The organism is Streptomyces sp. NPDC047853 (genome assembly GCF_043204535.1).
In the GTDB taxonomy this organism is placed as follows: Bacteria; Actinomycetota; Actinomycetes; order Streptomycetales; family Streptomycetaceae; genus Streptomyces.
In genome coordinates this window covers 16,492-31,782 of sequence record NZ_JBIDCI010000014.1, presented here as the reverse complement: position 1 = coordinate 31,782, position 15,291 = coordinate 16,492, and the positions used below count along the sequence as shown (strand labels likewise).

Here is a 15,291-nt window from a genome sequence, read left to right as displayed (position 1 = left end):
GGCCGAAACCTCACCCGCACGTCGACCGGCCGTCACCTCGGCACAAGCCCCGGTACAGGCCTCCGACCGGCGCCGTTCCGCTTGGGCCGTCGGTGATGCGCGGCCCCGGGCGGTTCAGGGCGCGGCCCGGCAGGCCCCGCGCCGGAGGCCGCCGGGCCCCGTGCGCCGCCGCGACCGTCGTGTCCGAAAGCGTCCGAAAGCGCGCGGCCCGGGGCCCGGGGCGGGACCGCACCCGCCCGGCTCAGACGTACGAGCGCAGCCAGCGCAGCTTCGCGGCCTCCTGGAAGGGACCGCCGCCCTCGTGGTCGTTGAAGTCGTACACCTCGATCGCCTTGTCCTCGTGCGCCCAGGCGTTGAACGCCGCGAACACCGTGGACGGCGGGCAGGTCTGGTCCTCCAGGGCCGCCGAGAACAGGGCGGGGGCCCGGCCGCGCGCCGCGAAGTGCACGCCGTCGAAGTAGGACAGCGTGCGCAGCGCGTCCTGGGTGCGGCCCCGGTGCGTCTTGAGGTACAGGCCGATCTCCCGGTAGGGGTGCCGGTCGGTGAGCCGGGTGGCGCGCGGGAAGTCGCACAGGAACGGCACGTCCGGCGCGACGGCCGTCAAATCCGGCACGAGCCCGCCGACGGCGATCGTGATGCCGCCGCCCTGACTCCCGCCGAGGGCGACCGTGCGCGCCGGGTCGGTCAGCGGGTGCGAGCGGGCCGCCTCGACCGCCCGCACGGCGTCGGTGAAGACGCGGCGGTAGTAGTAGTGCTCGGGAGCGTCCAGGCCGCGGGTCATGAAGCCCGGGTAGGCGGGCGTGCCGCCGACCGGGTCCGCGGTGCCGCCACCGCCGCCCCAGGCGCTGCCCTGACCGCGGGTGTCCATCACGAAGTGCGCCCGGCCGGTGGACGCCCACAGCAGGTGCTCGTGCGGCAGCCCGCGCCCGCCGCCGTAGCCGACGAACTCCACGATCAGCGGCAGCGGTTCGGTGGCGGCGGCCGGCAGGATCAGCCAGCCCTTCACCGGGTGGCCGCCGAACCCGGCGAACGTCACGTCGTGCACCCGCACGGTGGACAGCCCCGTGTCCACCGGCTCGAAGCGGGCGTCCAGGTCGTGCTCGCGGGCTTCTTCCAGCGTCCTGCCCCAGAACGCGTCGAAGTCCTCGGGCTCGGCCGACTCGCTTCGACAGTGGCGGAGTTCGTCGAGCGGGAGGTCGAACAGGGCCATCGAGAACCGCCTTTGCGGGGAGTCGGTGCCGGACCGTACGGATGATCACACCGTACGGGAGTGATCGGAGGTCTCGCCAGATCCGACCAGCGGCGTGGATGTCGATGTCCGTGCCGTTCGGCCCGTCGAACACCAGGTCAGGGTGGTGCGATGGGCCCGTCGAGGGGGCGGGTGTGTCGGCTGCCCGGGGGGAGCACCGCCGAGGTGGTCGGGTCACCGGCGCCGTGTCAGGCCCGGCGATGTGTCCACCGGGGCTCGGTGAGGGCCCAGTCGCGCTCCCACTCGGCCATCCGGTGCCGGAGGGCCACCCTGCGTACGGCACAGTGCGCGAGGAGCACCGTGAGCGCCGCGCCGAGCGTGGTGCACGCGCCGATGGTGACGCTGTGCTGCCACACCGCGGCGTCGCCCACCGGCGGGGACACGCCCCGGCCGCGGGAGTCCAGCCACACGTCGACCCTGTCACCGTGCCGGGTGCCCGCCGGGACCCGTGCCGTGGTGCTGCGTTCGCCACCGTCCGGCGTGCTCCAGCGGACGGCCGCGCGGTACGAGTGGTCCCCGCCGGCCTGCACCGACGGCAGCGCGTCGGGGGTCGTGCCGACCACCGTGGCGCGCACGCGGTGCCGCTCCGCCCGCTGTTCCACCGCCGTCGCCCGGGCCTCGCCGTGGCTCCACCAGGCGGTGGCGGCGCCGAGCAGCGGGGCCCCCAGGAGGAGCAGGACGGCGACGGCCAGCACGGTCCACGCCTCGACGACGTCCGACCGGCGGTGCAGCGGATTGCGCCGCAGGCGACGGACCCGGATCCTGGTGCGCATCACGACCTCCTCGCGGATCGTCACGGGCGGCCGGAGGACGCGGGGGGCCGGAGGGCCGGGCGGACGGCCGTGCGAAGGCCGGGGCCGCCGCGTCTCCGTGGGCAGGTGTCTCCGTGTCGCGCCGCGCGTACGAGTGCCCGCACAGGTCTGGTACCCCGTCCGACGGCTCCCGCTCACCCGTCGCCCACCCCGAGGGGTCCGGAACGCCGGCGATCCGCGCCGCAGGGCAGGTTTCCGGCGTGGGCGCCACCGGGGCCCTTCCCGGGTGAGGGCCGCGCAGCCCGCTCGGGCGTACGGGTCAGCCGAAGCGTTCGATCCTGATCCGGTCCACCGGCTGCCCGGCCGCCACCAGCAGCCGCGAGGCGTGTTCCGCGAAGGAGTTGGAGCCGCACACGTACGCCTCCCAGCCCTCGGTGGGCGGCCTGGACAGGAGCGGTGCCAGATGCGCGGCGGCGATCCGGCCCACGGGCGTCCCGGCGGGCGCGCTGCGGGTGAACACGGGCGTCGTCTCCGCGCCGTACTCGTCGGCGTAGATCAGGTCCCCGGGAGTGCGCGCGGACACCAGCAGCCGCAGCGGGACCGTCAGACCCCGCGCCCGGTGGTGCCGCACCATGGACATCAGCGGGACCACGCCGGAGCCCGCGCCCAGCAGCAGGGCGGGCCGGTCGCCCGGCCAGGCGAAGAAGCCGCTCAGCGGACCGCGCACCTCGATCCGGTCGCCGGGCCGGGCGACCGTGTGGAACCAGCCGGACACCTCGCCCTCCTCGACGTGGTCGAGGGTCAGCTCGATGTGGCCCGAGTCGTCGGGCGCGGACGCCAGCGAGTAGTGGCGCTGGGCCACGTACCCGTCCTCGGCGGTCAGCCGCAGCATCAGATGCTGGCCGGGCACATGGCCCGCCCAGCCGGGCACCGCGAACCGGAAGGTGGACACGCGCGGCGTCTCGCGGCGGATCTCGGTGAGGGTGGCCGTCTGCCACGTCCCGGCCACCCGGCCGTTCACCTCGATGCGCCCGGGCACCGCGAAGCGCGTCGGAGGAGTGAAGCCCGCAGCGGTGTGTGTCGCCGTCTCAGTCACCGGAGTACCTCTGCTCCTCCCAGGGGTTGCCGCGCGCGTGGTAGCCGTTCCGCTCCCAGAAGCCCGGCTCGTCGCGGTCGAGGAGTTCCAGGCCCGCGACCCACTTCACGCTCTTCCAGAAGTACAGGTGCGGCACCACCAGACGTGCCGGACCGCCGTGCTCCGGGGCCAGCGGCCGCCCGTCGTACTCCCACACGATCCAGGCCCGGCCGCCGGTCAGGTCCGCGAGGGGCAGGTTCGCCGAGTAACCGGTGTGCGCGTAGGCGACCGCGTGGGTGGCGGACGGCAGCGGGCCCGCCTCCTCCAGGAAGGTGTCCAGGGACACACCCGCGAAGCGCACCCCGAACTTCGACCAGCCGGTCACGCAGTGGATGTCGCCCGCGTACGCCGACGCCGGCAGCCGACGGGCCCCGGCCCAGTCCCACGTGCGGGGCTCGGCGACCAGTCCGCCCACGCGGAAGGTCCAGTCGGCGGGCGACAGGTCGGGCGTGACCTCCGCGGACAGCACGGGCCAGTCGTCGCCGGCGTCGTACTGGCCGGGCGGCAGCTGCGGTCCGGTGGCGCGCGGGCGTCCGGTGAAGCCTCGGGTGGTGTGCATGCGGTGGGGCCTTTCGGGCCGCCGCGAGCAGGGCCCGCGGCCGGCGTGATCAGTGCGTACCCCCCACCGTACGTGCCGCCGCACGCCGGCCGGGACCGGCCCGGTGGCTCAGGCGTCGTCCCGCCGCGGTCCCGGCCACGCGTTGTACCGCTCCAGATACGTGGCGAAGCGGACCAGGTCCTCCTCCGGCCAGTCCGCGAGCCGCCCCCGGAAGGCCGTCCGGCGGCTCTCGGTGACCTGGGCCAGGATGCGCCGTCCGGCCTCGGTCAGGTGCACGACCTGGACGCGGTGGTCGACCGGATCGCCCCGCCGCTCGACGAGCCCGACGCGTTCCAGGGCGGAGACCTGACGGCTGACGGTGGACTTGTCCAGGGCGTAGTGGGCGGCCAGGTCGGTGGCCCGGCAGCCGTCCCGCTCCTCCAGGTGGCCGAGCAGGGTGTAGGAGACCAGGGACAGCTCCGGGTGCATGCGGCCGGCCGAGGCGCGGGCTCGGCGGGCGAAGGCCGTCATCTCCCGCTGGATGGTCTCCACGGCCGCGTCCGCAGGGCTGCCGCCGGTGGGGACGGTCCTCTCGTCGGGCGGGTCGGCTGCCAGCACGGGTCCTCCTCGTCGCTGGTCACGGAGTGCCACTCGGGAAGTGGTTGCATAAGTCAACCACGTGCGTCCGGCGGTGGCGGATCGGGCCGTGGCCTCCCGGCGCCGGACGCCCGGCCGTCGGCCGGCTCCCTGTGGCGACGGCGGCGCTGGGGTAGGGTGACCGACGGCCGCGGACCGCCCCGGCCACCGGATGCCTGGGAGGTGGGACCCATTACCGCTGTGTCGGCCCGGGTGCTCTTCCCCCACGACGGCGCGGTCACCGGCAACGGGTGACCGTGGGAGCGCCCTTCGGTTCTCGAAAGGCTCTCGCCCTCCATGCCTCCCTCGTCCCCCGCTTCTCCCTCCTCCGCCTCCCCCTTCTCCGCGCCCTCGCGGACTGCGGTCGTGGCCGCACTGCGCGCCGCCGGCTGCGTCTTCGCCGAGGACGAGGCGGAGCTGATCTCGGCGGCGGCCCGCACCGCCGGGGAGCTGACGTCCCTGGTGGACCGCCGCGTCAGCGGGCTGCCCCTCGAACTCGTCCTGGGCTGGGCCGAGTTCCACGGCCTGCGCATCGCCGTCGCCCCCGGTGTCTTCGTCCCCCGGCGCCGTACCGAGTTCCTCGTGGCCGAGGCCCTCGCCCAGGCGCCGGACGCGGCCGTCGTCGTGGACCTGTGCTGCGGCTCCGGCGCCGTCGGCGCGGCCCTGGCCGCCGCGCTCGACCGGCCCGAGGTGCACGCCTCCGACGTCGACCCGGCCGCCGTGCGCTGCGCCCTCGGCAACCTCGCCGGCGTCGGCGGCCGGGTGTACACCGGTGACCTCTTCGACGCGCTGCCCGATGCCCTGCGGGGCCGGGTGGACATCCTCGCGGCCAACGTGCCGTACGTCCCCACCGGCGAGGTCGCCCTGCTGCCGGCCGAGGCCCGCGACCACGAACCGCTGGTCGCCCTCGACGGTGGCGCCGACGGCCTCGACGTCCTGCGCAGGGTCGCCGCCGAGGCGCCCCGCTGGCTCGCGCCCGGCGGTTGCCTGCTGGTCGAGACGAGTGAACGCCAGGCGCAGGCGGCCGTCGAGGCCTTGGCCCGGGCCGGCCTGAGGACCCGACTGGCGGTCAGCGAGGAGCTGTACGCCCACGTGGTGACCGGCGTCGCACGGTAGCGGCGCCGCACGGCGTCGACGGGGACCGCCGCTGCGGGACTGCGACAGGGGCTCCCCGCGGCCGCGGACGGGGCCGCCGCGCCGCTACGGCGGACGCGGCACGGGCTCCCCGCGTCCACGGAACGGGGCCCGGCCACTACGCGGGATGCGTGGCCCGGGCGATCAGCAGGGCCACGTCGTCGGAGTTCTCCGGCTCGTGGAGGGTGCGCAGCAGCAGCTCGCAGACCTCCTCCAGGGGGCGGTCCGGGCCCTCCAAGAGGGCGAGGAGGGCGTCCAGTCGCTCGTCCAGCGGCTGCCGGCGCGTCTCCACGAGGCCGTCGGTGTAGAACACCAGCCGGTCGCCCGGCTCCAGGTCGACCGTCGTGGTGGCGAAGGCGACGCCGCCCACCCCGAGCGGCACCCCGGTCGGCAGGTCCAGCAGCTCCGGCGGACGGCCGGCGCGCAGCCGGACGGGCGGCAGGTGCCCGGCGTTGGCGATCCGGCACTCCCGCCGGTGCGGGTCGTGGACGGCGTAGACGCAGGTCGCGATGGCCTGGTCCAGGCCGGCGGTGGTCCGGTCGAGGTGTTCGAGCAGGAACGCCGGGTCGAGGTCGAGCGCGGCCAGGGTGTTGGTCGCGGTGCGCAGGCGTCCCATGGAGGCCGCCGCCGCGATGCCGCTGCCCATCACGTCGCCCACCACGAGCGCGGTCTTGCAGCCCTCCAGCTCGATCACGTCGAACCAGTCGCCGCCGACCTCGCTGGTGGCCTCGGCGGGCTGGTAGCGGGAGGCGACCTCCAGGCCGCCCGTCACCGGCGGATGGCGCGGCAGCAGGCTGCGCTGGAGGGTGAGGGCCGCGTCGCGGGCGTTCTGGTACCAGCGCGCGTTGTCGATCTGCACCGCGGCGCGGGCGGCGAGTTCCCGGGCCAGCAGCAGGTCGTCCTCGTCGAACGACTGCGGGTTGCGGGTCCGTTTGAGGTCCAGGGCGCCCAGCACCTCGCCCCGCGCGATCAGAGGTACGGCCAGGTAGGAGTGCACGCCCGCCCGGCGCAGCAGCTCGGCGGCTTCGGGGGAGCGGGCGATGCGCGGCAGGTCCTCGCCCGTCACCAGCGCCATCATCACCGGCCGGCCGGTGCGCACGCACTCGGTGACCAGGCGCTCGGGCCCGTACCGGGCGACCTGTCCGGGCGGGTCGGCCGCGCGCAGGGCCAGCGGGGCGCCGTCGGCCTCCACGGCCAGCGCGCGGATCACGGCGGGCTCGGCCGGACCCAGGCTGCTGCGCCGGCCCTTCACCACGGCCTCCAGCAGGTCCACGGCCGCGATGTCGGCGAGGCCGGGCACGGCCACCTCGGCCAGCTCGTGCGCGGTGCGGTCCAGCTCCAGCGTGGTGCCGATCCGGGCCGAGGCGTCCGCCACGGCGACCAGCCGGTGTCGCGCGGCCTCCGCCTCGACCCCCGCGCGGTACTGCTCCGTGACGTCCACGACGGAGACGGCCACCCCCAGCACGGCTCCGGCGGCGTCCTCCAGCCGGTACAGCGAGAACGACCAGGCGTGCTCCTCGTCCGGGTCGGCGGGTGTCCGTCCGGTCGCGGACAGGTCGACGACCGGGCGCCCGGTCTCCAGCACCCGGCGCGCCGTCGCCTCCAGCGGGCCCACCTCCAGCTGCGGCAGCACCTCGCGGACCGTCCGCCCCAGGTGGTCCTCGGCGGACAGGCCGTTCATCCGCTCCAGGGCGGGGTTGACCGACACGTACCGCAGCCCGGTGTCCAGGACGGCCAGCCCGATCGGGGACTGCCGGATCACCCGGCTGGACAGTGCCACCTCGCGCTCCAGCTCGCGCACCGTCGACCGGTCGACCGCGAGTCCCAGCGCGTAGACGTCCCCCTGGTCGTCCAGAAGCCGCATGTTGCGGAACTCCACCAGTCGGGTGCCGCCGTCCTTGCGGCGGACGGGGAACGCCCCGGCCCAGCTCCGGCCGGTCTTCATGACGTCGGCGAACAGCTGCACGGCCAGGTCGAGGTGGCGTTCGTCCACCATGATGTGCGCCGCGTAGTGTCCCAGCGCCTCCGCGGCGGAGTATCCGAACAGCTCCTCGGCCTGCGGGCTCCACAGCACGATCCGGCCTTCGGTGTCCAGTACCACCGAGGCCACGTTCAGCACGTCGAGCAGCCCGCTCGGCCCCACGGGCCCGTGGGGCGACGCGTCGCCCTCGAACCCGGCAGACCCGGCTGCACTCATCCAAGCCCCGCCTTCGCCGTTCACCGCGGCACGCCCTTTTGCTGCCGACTCCTTTGTTCTACCGCGTTCCACCGCGTACAGGGCCGCTTCTCCGCGGCCCGAGTGGTGCCCTTCCAGCATCACCCGGCACGACGGCGACCGCCGCACGGAGCGCGACGGAGCACGGCCGAGGTTGGTCTGTACATGACTGCAAGGCCCGCGTCAGACTGTGCGCCGAACGCGCACCCTCGTGGCCCGACCACCCCCCCCCCGCCGAGGAGCCCGCCCATGTCCCCGCACACCCGGCAGCGTCGTCGCTCCGCCCTCATCGGACTCGCCGTCCTGGCGCTCGGTCCGGGCCTCGCCGGCCCGGCCGCCGCGGCCTCCCCGCCCGCCGGTACGCCGAGCGGGGTGACCGCGGCCTCCCCGGCCGCCGGTACCTGGACCGAGGTGGGCTCCGACCGTGCCGACCCGCTGACCGAGAGCCAGGGCCTGGCGTCGGTCGAGGTCCCGGCCGGCAGCCCCAACCGCTACACCGGCATCGGCACCATCCCCCTGGGGCTCGGCATCCGCGGCTGGAACCACGTCGGCGACCCCGACGCCTCCTACGGCGGCCACTACATCGAGCCGTACCAGCGCGACGACGGGAACACGAAGATGTTCCGCGTCCAGGCGCCGGACGGCCGCTGGTCGGAGTACGTGCACACGCTGAGCCCGGGTGAGGCCCGGAACAACTCCTGGTCCGCCGTCTCACCGGACGGCCAGTGGATGCTGGCCGGCGAGTGGGGCACCATGACCCGGCTGCTGGTCTTCCCGACGCCCGGCGTCAACCCGGCCACCTCGCCCTCGGCGAACCTCCCGCAGGTGGCGACCGTCCGCCTGGACCGCGCGGTGCGTGACGTCCAGGGCTGCGACTTCCTCGACGCCACCACCCTCCTGTGCTCCTCCGACGACCCGGAGGGCACCCTCTTCGGCATCACCAAGCCACTGCTGCGCGTCGACCTGTCCGCCGCGCCGAACGGCACCGCCGACATCACCGGCCACGTCACGGCCCTGCGTCAGCTGCCCCTGCGCAGCGCCTGCTCGGGCGACTTCGAGACGGAGGGCGTCGACTACGACCGCCGTACCGGCACCCTGCGCGTGATCGTCGTCTCGCCGGGCTTCTGCGTACTGACGGACAGCAGGACCTACCGCTTCACACAGGGCTGAGCCGTCCCCTTCGCGCCGCACCCCAGGTGGTGCTTTTCTGGGGGTAGGGGTGAAGCGGGGTGGGCGAGGAGAGGAGCGATCGCGATGGACGGTGAGCGACTGCACCCGGAGTCCGTCTCCGTGGAGCTGAGCGGGTGCAGCAAGGAGGACGCCCGGACCGTGTTCGACGCCCTGGGCGCGTGTTTCTCGTCCGACCGGCGCGCGGACGAGGTGCCCCGGGACTGCCACGAGGTGCGGCCCACGGTGTGGCTGGGCACCTTCGACGTGGCCGACGCCCACGGCGGGTGCGACCCCGCCCGGCTCGCGGCCTCCGTCGAGGCGGACGTGCAGGGCGGCTACTGGGCGATCGAGCGCTTCCGCACCACGCTGGACTCCCTGTTCACGGTGCACGACCTGAGCGGGGCCTCCGGCGACCAGGAGCGGGAACTGCACGTCCGGCTGGAGAGCCACTGACCGGGGACGCGGGTTCCGTGCCGACGGCCGGTGTGGTGTGCGCCGCCTCTTTGTGCAACTAGTTGCACAAAGAGGCGGCCGTCCTCTACAACAGAGGCACGACACCGCGCACGGAGGCCCCGATGAGCCCGTACCCCCACCTGCTGAGCCCCCTGGATCTGGGCTTCACCACGCTGCCCAACAGGGTCCTGATGGGTTCCATGCACGTAGGCCTGGAGGAGGCCGAGCACGGCTTCGAGCGCATGGCCGCCTTCTACGCCGCCCGCGCCCGCGGGGGAGTGGGCCTGATCGTCACCGGCGGCATCGCCCCCAACGACGAGGGCCGGCCCTACGAGGGCGGCGCCAGGCTCACCACCGACGCGGAGGCCGCCCAGCACCGGACCGTCACCGACGCCGTGCACCGCGAGGGCGGCCGGATCGCTCTCCAGATCCTGCACTTCGGCCGGTACGCCTACCACGCCGACCTGGTCGCGCCGAGCCCCCTCCAGGCGCCGATCAGCCCGCACGTGCCCCGGGAGCTGACCGACGCGGACGTCGAGCGCACCGTCGACGACTACGTCCGCACCGCCCGCCTCGCCCGCGAGGCCGGGTACGACGGCGTCGAGATCATGGGCTCCGAGGGCTACCTGATCAACGAGTTCATCGCCGCGCGGACCAACCACCGCACCGACCGCTGGGGCGGCTCGTACGAGAACCGCATGCGCTTCCCCGTCGAGATCGTGCGCCGGGTGCGCGAGGCGGTCGGCGAGGACTTCATAGTCGTCTACCGCCTGTCCATGCTCGACCTGGTGCCGGGCGGCTCCACGCTGGACGAGGTGATCACCCTCGCGAAGGCGGTCGAGGCCGCCGGAGCGACCCTCATCAACACCGGCATCGGCTGGCACGAGGCCCGCATCCCCACCATCGCCACCTCCGTGCCGCGCGGCGCCTACACCTGGGTGACCGAGCGCCTCATGGGCGAGGTGTCGGTGCCGCTGGTCACCACCAACCGCATCAACACCCCCGAGGTGGCCGAGCGGCTGCTCGCCGAGGGCGCGGCCGACATGGTGTCGATGGCCCGCCCGATGCTCGCCGACCCCGACTTCGTCGCCAAGGCCGCGGCCGGCCGCCCCGAGGCGATCAACACCTGCATCGGCTGCAACCAGGCCTGCCTCGACCACACCTTCAGCGGCAGGATCACCTCGTGCCTGGTCAACCCGCGCGCCTGCCACGAGACCGAGCTGGTCCTCGCCCCGACCCGGCGCCGCAAGCGCGTCGCGGTCGTCGGCGCGGGCCCCGCCGGGCTGGCCTGCGCGGTCAGTGCCGCCGAACGCGGCCACGAGGTCGCCCTGTTCGACGCCGCCGGCGAGATCGGCGGGCAGCTCAACGTGGCCCGCAAGGTCCCCGGCAAGCAGGAGTTCGACGAGACGCTGCGCTACTTCCGCACCCAGCTGGAGACGCACGGCGTCGACGTGCGGCTGAACACCCGGGTCGGCGCCGGCGACCTCGCCGGCCACGACGAGGTCGTCGTCGCCACCGGAGTCACCCCGCGCACCCCGGACATCCCCGGCGTCGACCACCCGAGCGTCGTCGGTTACCTCGACGTGCTCCGCGACGGAGCGCACGTGGGCGACCGGGTCGCGATCCTGGGCGCCGGGGGCATCGGCTTCGACGTCGCCGAGTACCTCACCGACGGCGGCGACAAGGCGCACGAGGACCCCGGGACGTACTTCCGCCTCTGGGGCGTCGACATGGACTACCGCGCGCCCGGCGGTCTCGCCGCACCCGAGCGCCCCGCGCCGCCGCGCACCGTCCACCTGCTCCAGCGCAGGACCTCGAAGGTCGGCGCCGGGCTCGGCAGAACCACCGGCTGGATCCACCGCACCGAGCTGAAGCACCGCGGCGTCACCATGGTCCCGGGCGTCCGCTACGACCGGATCGACGACGCCGGGCTCCATGTCACCGTCGGCGGCGAGTCCACGGTGCTGGAGGTCGACACGGTGGTCCTGTGCACGGGCCAGGAGCCGAACCGCGGTCTCTACGAGGAACTGGTCGCCGCCGGGCGCGGCGCCCACCTCATCGGCGGCGCCGACGTGGCCGCCGAACTGGACGCCAAGCGCGCCATCAAGCAGGGCACCGAGCTGGCGGCGGCGCTCTAGGGGGCCTCGGGGAGGCGCCGGCCGTCCCTAGGATGAGCCCATGTCACTCCCGCACGCGATCCTCACCGCCCTGGTCGAAAAGCCGTCGTCGGGGCTGGAGCTGACCCGCCGGTTCGACCGGTCGATCGGCTACTTCTGGTCGGCGACGCACCAGCAGATCTACCGCGAGCTGGGGAAGCTGGAGACGGACGGTCTGATCCGCGCGCTGCCCGGGCAGCAGCCGGCGCGCGGACAGAAGAAGTCCTACGAGGTGCTGCCCGAGGGCCGCGCCGAACTGGCCCGCTGGACGGCCGCCGCGCAGGACCCCAAGCCCCTGCGCGACACGATGCTGCTGCGGCTGCGGGCCGCGGCCGTGGTCGGCACCACGGGGGTCGAGGCCGACCTGCGCCGCCACCTGGAGCTGCACGAACGGCAGTTGGCCGAGTACGAGGAGATCGAGGAGCGGGACTTCCCACCGGGGAAGGACGGTACCGAGGACCGGCTGCGGCACCTGGTGCTGCGCGCCGGCATCGACCTGGAGACGTTCTGGACCCGGTGGCTGAGGCACGCGCTGGCGGAGTTCGCCGAGCTGCCCGGCGAGGAGTCCGCCTGACCGCCGTGCGGGTGCCGCCGGAGCGGCTCAGAACCGGTACGGCTTCGCGCGGCGGCGCAGGAACCAGGTGGCGGCGATGACGCCGGCGCCGACCAGTGCGCCGCCCGCCACGAGGGTGGCGGTGCCGTAGTCCTCGACGGCACCGCCGAGACCGCCCATGACGCCGCGCGGCGACGCGGACGGTGAGGGGGAGGCCGGGCGGCTGGGCGAGGGGGTGGGCGCCGCGGAGACGATGACGGTCTGGCTGCCCGCGGTGCTGTTGTTGGAGCACAGGACGATGACGGTGTAGGTGCCCGGGCTGATCCCCGTCCAGCCGGCGGACTGACCGGAACTCGTCCCGGACAGGGCCACCTGCCGCCCCTGGGCGAAGTCTCCCTGGCTGCCGGTGAGCAGCGAGGCGGTGCCCCAACTGCCGTTGAGCTGGGCGCAGGCGGTGGTGGTGACGGACACCGTGGTCCCCGTGGTGCTCACGGAGATCCCCGGACCGGCCGAGGCCGGCCCGGCGCCCAGGGTGACGGGCAGCGCGGCGGCTGCCACGGTCAGGCCGGAGCGGAGGAATGGCGATGAGATGCGCATGTGGACTGCCCTCCGGCGGCACGGTCGACGGTACGTCCCTTGCGCCGCCGAAACGGAAACGCCCGTGCTGCCTCAGGGGCAGCCAACAGCGCGGCGGCGGCCCCCGCATGCGGAGCGCGACCGCCCAGGTGACGCGCCCTCCGCCCGGTGCCCGGCGGCGGGACGTCAGCCGTTCCCGCCCGTGGTCACCTTCCGCTCCGCCGAGAGGCCTCCCCAGGTGCCGTCCGACAGCCTCGCCCGGACGCGCACCCGGTGCGTGACCCCGGCCTCGGGTCCGGCGTAGAAGCTGTACTCGGCCCGGTCGCGCGGCGCGTCGCCGCCGAACACGAGGGAGGTGGCCGGGTGGCCGTCCAGATGGATCTGGTACTCGGTGACCACGCCGTCCGTGCGGGGCGGCACCCAGGTCAGGTCGATGTGGTAACCCCCGTCGGCGTGACGGGAGACGGCCCGCAGCGCGGTGGGCGCGGTGGCCCGGCCGTCGTCGGCGCCCGGGGTGGTGAGCCGGACGGCGTCGCCGGCGGCGGAGAGGTTGTCGGCGGCGTCCCGCGCCCGGACGGTGAAGGCGTAGCGGGTTCCCGGCCGCAGCCCCGTGACCACGGCCGCCGTCTGACCACCCCCGACGCTGTGGACCTTGGAGCCGCCCTGGTGGACGTCGTACGACACCACCCCGCGGTCGTCGGTGGCCGCGGACCAGCTGAGCTGGACCGCGCGGCTGCCCACCACCCGGCCCCGGACCCCGCCGGGGCGGCTCGGGGCGGAGTCGTCGGCCACGGTGGCGGGGGTGGTCGCCCGCACCTCCTGGCTGCGCGGCCCGAGCCGTCCGTCGGCGCGCGCCCGCACGGTGAAGGCGTAGGCCGTCGAGGGGCGCAACCGGGTGACGTCCACCATGCGCTCGGACGCCGGCACCTCCTTCACCAGCGTGCCGCCGCGGTACACCTCGTAGGCCTCGACGTCGTCGACCGCGTTCCACATCACGTGCACGGTCGTCGCGCTGCCCGCCTCGGCGGTGACGCCCGTCGGCGCGCCGGGCAGTGCGCCGCCCTCGTCGCCGCCGCCCGTGCCCCAGGCGCAGGAGGTGACCAGGGCGAGCGTCCCGCAGAGCAGGGCGCAACGGCGCAGCAGGGAGGCGGCGGGAACGGTGGGAACGGGAACCTCTCGCACGGCTCGGCCTCCAGGGCGGCTCCGGCTCGACGACGGCCCGGGGTCCGGGACGGCCTCGACGTGACGGCAATGGTCCGGACCAATATGACGGGGTGACGCGATCACATCAAGGGGGTGGGTGGCGGTGGCCGCCCGGGAGGGTTACGTATGCTGAGGCCCTCACGGCCGAAGTCCCTTTCATGTCCGGGACGTTCGGGCCACGGCGCGGGCCGCTGTCGTCGCTGATCCCGCGCCGGCGCGAGCGGCCGGGCGGACCGGAGCCGGCACGGGCCCGGCCCGCCCGACCCGCTCGCGCGCTCCCACCGCGGCGCCCCGGGCGCACGGGAGCCCACCGCCCGGTTCCGCCGCCGGGGATGCACCGTCTGGCCCGTCTGGCCCACAGAAGGTGGCCGCGCGGCGGATTCGGGGACAGATGTGGCCGAGTGATCGCCCCAGTCCCGAGGAGAGGCCCATCGTGCGTGTCCAGTCGCTGACACTGGTCGCGGCCAGCGCCGCCCTGCTCGCCCCCACCACGTTCCCCGACGCGCCGGCCGCCCACCGGCCGGGTTCCCGGGCCCACCTCGGCTCCGGTCACCAGCTCGAGGCCGGGCCCGTCCGCGCGGACCGGTCCGGCCCCCGGATCGGACCTCTCGCGCCCGTGCGGCGCGGACTCATGGGCCCGTACCGGGACCGGCCGCGGTCCGAGGCCGGGAGGGGGGCGCGGGAGGTGGCCGGCGAGGGGCCCGTCCGCGCGGCCGACCTGCTGGCCCGGATGCGGGACTGCGACCCCGTCTCGGAGGGCCGCTACCGCAGCGACGCCGGAGCGCCGGCGGACATCCCGGTCTGCGGCACGCGGGACGCCGTGTACTGGAAGGCGGACCTGGACGTCGACTGCGACGGCCGGCCCGGCGACCGCTGCAACGCCCGCACCGACCCGCACTTCACCTCCGCCACCGCGTACACCCGGCCGGACGGCACGCCCCTGGACGCCGAACGCCTGCCCTACGTCGTCGTCCCCCAGCCGAGCGACATCTGGGACCACCGGGAGGACGACGTCCGCGGCGGATCGGTGGCGGCCCTCGTCCACGGGGACCGGGTGCGGTACGCGGTCGTCGGCGACGTGGGCCCGCGCGACATCCTCGGCGAGGCCTCCTACGCCGCCGCGAAGACCCTCGGCATCCCGGCCGACCCGCACGGCGGCGGTACCGACTCCGGCGTGACGTACATCGTCTTCAAGGGCAGCGAGGCCGAGCCCATCGACGACGAGGCCGCCGCCGAGAAGGCGGGGAAGCGGCTGGCGCGGGAGTTCGTGGACGGCGGGTGACCCGCGGGGCGGCTGGGGGCCCGGGGGCCCTCCGCGGTCACCGTGGCGTCGACGGCGGACCGGCCGTCGTCGACGGGCAGGACGGCGCCCGTCGATGCTGCTCGCCGCGTCGGAGGCCAGGAACACGATCGCCGCGGGCTGGTCCCTGGAGCCCTGAACGACGACGCCGACCCGACGGTCTCGGGGGGTCGGCTCGCAGGCCGTCGGGGGACCACCTACGCGGGTCGGCCGGCGGTTTC

General features: G+C 75.0%; 14 protein-coding genes. 6 read left to right on the top strand and 8 right to left on the bottom strand.

Annotated features, from left to right (window positions below; all coding sequences use genetic code 11):
• Positions 1-241: 241 nt before the first annotated feature.
• From ACGF5T_RS24715 to ACGF5T_RS24695, 5 genes are all read right to left on the bottom strand, one after another.
• The gene (locus tag ACGF5T_RS24715) at positions 242-1,210 is read right to left on the bottom strand and encodes an acetylxylan esterase (protein ID WP_356610057.1); all 969 of its coding nucleotides are present in this window, start codon (positions 1,208-1,210) and stop codon (positions 242-244) included.
• Between the two features lie 227 nt (positions 1,211-1,437).
• Complete coding sequence (locus ACGF5T_RS24710) at positions 1,438-2,022, bottom strand: hypothetical protein (RefSeq protein WP_361010650.1); 585 nt, start codon at positions 2,020-2,022, stop codon at positions 1,438-1,440.
• A 298-nt stretch (positions 2,023-2,320) separates the two neighbouring features.
• Positions 2,321-3,040, bottom strand: coding sequence for a ferredoxin reductase (locus tag ACGF5T_RS24705; protein ID WP_356610168.1), 720 nt, complete (start codon positions 3,038-3,040; stop codon positions 2,321-2,323).
• A 49-nt stretch (positions 3,041-3,089) separates the two neighbouring features.
• Positions 3,090-3,695, bottom strand: a complete 606-nt coding sequence (locus ACGF5T_RS24700; RefSeq protein WP_361010653.1) for a sulfite oxidase-like oxidoreductase — start codon at positions 3,693-3,695, stop codon at positions 3,090-3,092.
• A 108-nt stretch (positions 3,696-3,803) separates the two neighbouring features.
• Positions 3,804-4,292 (bottom strand): MarR family winged helix-turn-helix transcriptional regulator, encoded by a 489-nt coding sequence (locus ACGF5T_RS24695; protein ID WP_392889217.1) that lies wholly within the window; start codon positions 4,290-4,292, stop codon positions 3,804-3,806.
• Between the two features lie 315 nt (positions 4,293-4,607).
• On the opposite strand from ACGF5T_RS24695, the gene ACGF5T_RS24690 reads away from it, so the two are divergent.
• Positions 4,608-5,426, top strand: coding sequence for a putative protein N(5)-glutamine methyltransferase (locus tag ACGF5T_RS24690; RefSeq protein ID WP_356610060.1), 819 nt, complete (start codon positions 4,608-4,610; stop codon positions 5,424-5,426).
• A gap of 136 nt (positions 5,427-5,562) precedes the next feature.
• Here ACGF5T_RS24690 and ACGF5T_RS24685 read toward each other — a convergent pair whose 3' ends face one another.
• Complete coding sequence (locus tag ACGF5T_RS24685; RefSeq protein ID WP_366767490.1) at positions 5,563-7,641, bottom strand: SpoIIE family protein phosphatase; 2,079 nt, start codon at positions 7,639-7,641, stop codon at positions 5,563-5,565.
• Positions 7,642-7,908: 267 nt separating this feature from the next.
• Between ACGF5T_RS24685 and ACGF5T_RS24680 the strand changes: the two genes are divergently transcribed.
• From ACGF5T_RS24680 to ACGF5T_RS24665, 4 genes are all read left to right on the top strand, one after another.
• Positions 7,909-8,829 (top strand): hypothetical protein, encoded by a 921-nt coding sequence (locus ACGF5T_RS24680; protein WP_356610062.1) that lies wholly within the window; start codon positions 7,909-7,911, stop codon positions 8,827-8,829.
• 84 nt (positions 8,830-8,913) lie between these two features.
• On the top strand, positions 8,914-9,282 hold the full coding sequence (locus tag ACGF5T_RS24675; RefSeq protein ID WP_356610063.1) for a hypothetical protein: 369 nt from the start codon (positions 8,914-8,916) through the stop codon (positions 9,280-9,282).
• 122 nt (positions 9,283-9,404) lie between these two features.
• Positions 9,405-11,420, top strand: a complete 2,016-nt coding sequence (locus ACGF5T_RS24670; protein ID WP_366769144.1) for an NADPH-dependent 2,4-dienoyl-CoA reductase — start codon at positions 9,405-9,407, stop codon at positions 11,418-11,420.
• A gap of 40 nt (positions 11,421-11,460) precedes the next feature.
• Positions 11,461-12,012, top strand: a complete 552-nt coding sequence (locus ACGF5T_RS24665) for a PadR family transcriptional regulator (RefSeq protein WP_356610065.1) — start codon at positions 11,461-11,463, stop codon at positions 12,010-12,012.
• A 27-nt stretch (positions 12,013-12,039) separates the two neighbouring features.
• On the opposite strand, the gene ACGF5T_RS24660 is transcribed toward ACGF5T_RS24665, so the two are convergent.
• Both ACGF5T_RS24660 and ACGF5T_RS24655 read right to left on the bottom strand, forming a co-directional pair.
• Complete coding sequence (locus ACGF5T_RS24660) at positions 12,040-12,588, bottom strand: hypothetical protein (protein ID WP_366769143.1); 549 nt, start codon at positions 12,586-12,588, stop codon at positions 12,040-12,042.
• A 165-nt stretch (positions 12,589-12,753) separates the two neighbouring features.
• On the bottom strand, positions 12,754-13,749 hold the full coding sequence (locus tag ACGF5T_RS24655; RefSeq protein WP_366769142.1) for a fibronectin type III domain-containing protein: 996 nt from the start codon (positions 13,747-13,749) through the stop codon (positions 12,754-12,756).
• Between the two features lie 454 nt (positions 13,750-14,203).
• Here ACGF5T_RS24655 and ACGF5T_RS24650 point away from each other — a divergent pair, with 454 nt between their 5' ends.
• A complete protein-coding gene (locus ACGF5T_RS24650; protein ID WP_366769141.1) occupies positions 14,204-15,052 on the top strand; it encodes a glycoside hydrolase family 75 protein in 849 nt (282 codons plus the stop codon).
• Positions 15,053-15,291: the final 239 nt, after the last annotated feature.

Excerpts from the sequence above, each read along its gene's own strand:
- ACGF5T_RS24715 (WP_356610057.1), bottom strand. The coding sequence starts at position 1,210 with ATGGCCCTGTTCGACCTCCCGCTCGACGAACTCCGCCACTGTCGAAGC.
- ACGF5T_RS24710 (WP_361010650.1), bottom strand. The coding sequence starts at position 2,022 with ATGCGCACCAGGATCCGGGTCCGTCGCCTGCGGCGCAATCCGCTGCAC.
- ACGF5T_RS24700 (WP_361010653.1), bottom strand. The coding sequence starts at position 3,695 with ATGCACACCACCCGAGGCTTCACCGGACGCCCGCGCGCCACCGGACCG.
- ACGF5T_RS24690 (WP_356610060.1), top strand. The coding sequence starts at position 4,608 with ATGCCTCCCTCGTCCCCCGCTTCTCCCTCCTCCGCCTCCCCCTTCTCC.
- ACGF5T_RS24685 (WP_366767490.1), bottom strand. The coding sequence starts at position 7,641 with ATGAGTGCAGCCGGGTCTGCCGGGTTCGAGGGCGACGCGTCGCCCCAC.
- ACGF5T_RS24680 (WP_356610062.1), top strand. The coding sequence starts at position 7,909 with ATGTCCCCGCACACCCGGCAGCGTCGTCGCTCCGCCCTCATCGGACTC.
- ACGF5T_RS24675 (WP_356610063.1), top strand. The coding sequence starts at position 8,914 with ATGGACGGTGAGCGACTGCACCCGGAGTCCGTCTCCGTGGAGCTGAGC.
- ACGF5T_RS24670 (WP_366769144.1), top strand. The coding sequence starts at position 9,405 with ATGAGCCCGTACCCCCACCTGCTGAGCCCCCTGGATCTGGGCTTCACC.
- ACGF5T_RS24665 (WP_356610065.1), top strand. The coding sequence starts at position 11,461 with ATGTCACTCCCGCACGCGATCCTCACCGCCCTGGTCGAAAAGCCGTCG.
- ACGF5T_RS24660 (WP_366769143.1), bottom strand. The coding sequence starts at position 12,588 with ATGCGCATCTCATCGCCATTCCTCCGCTCCGGCCTGACCGTGGCAGCC.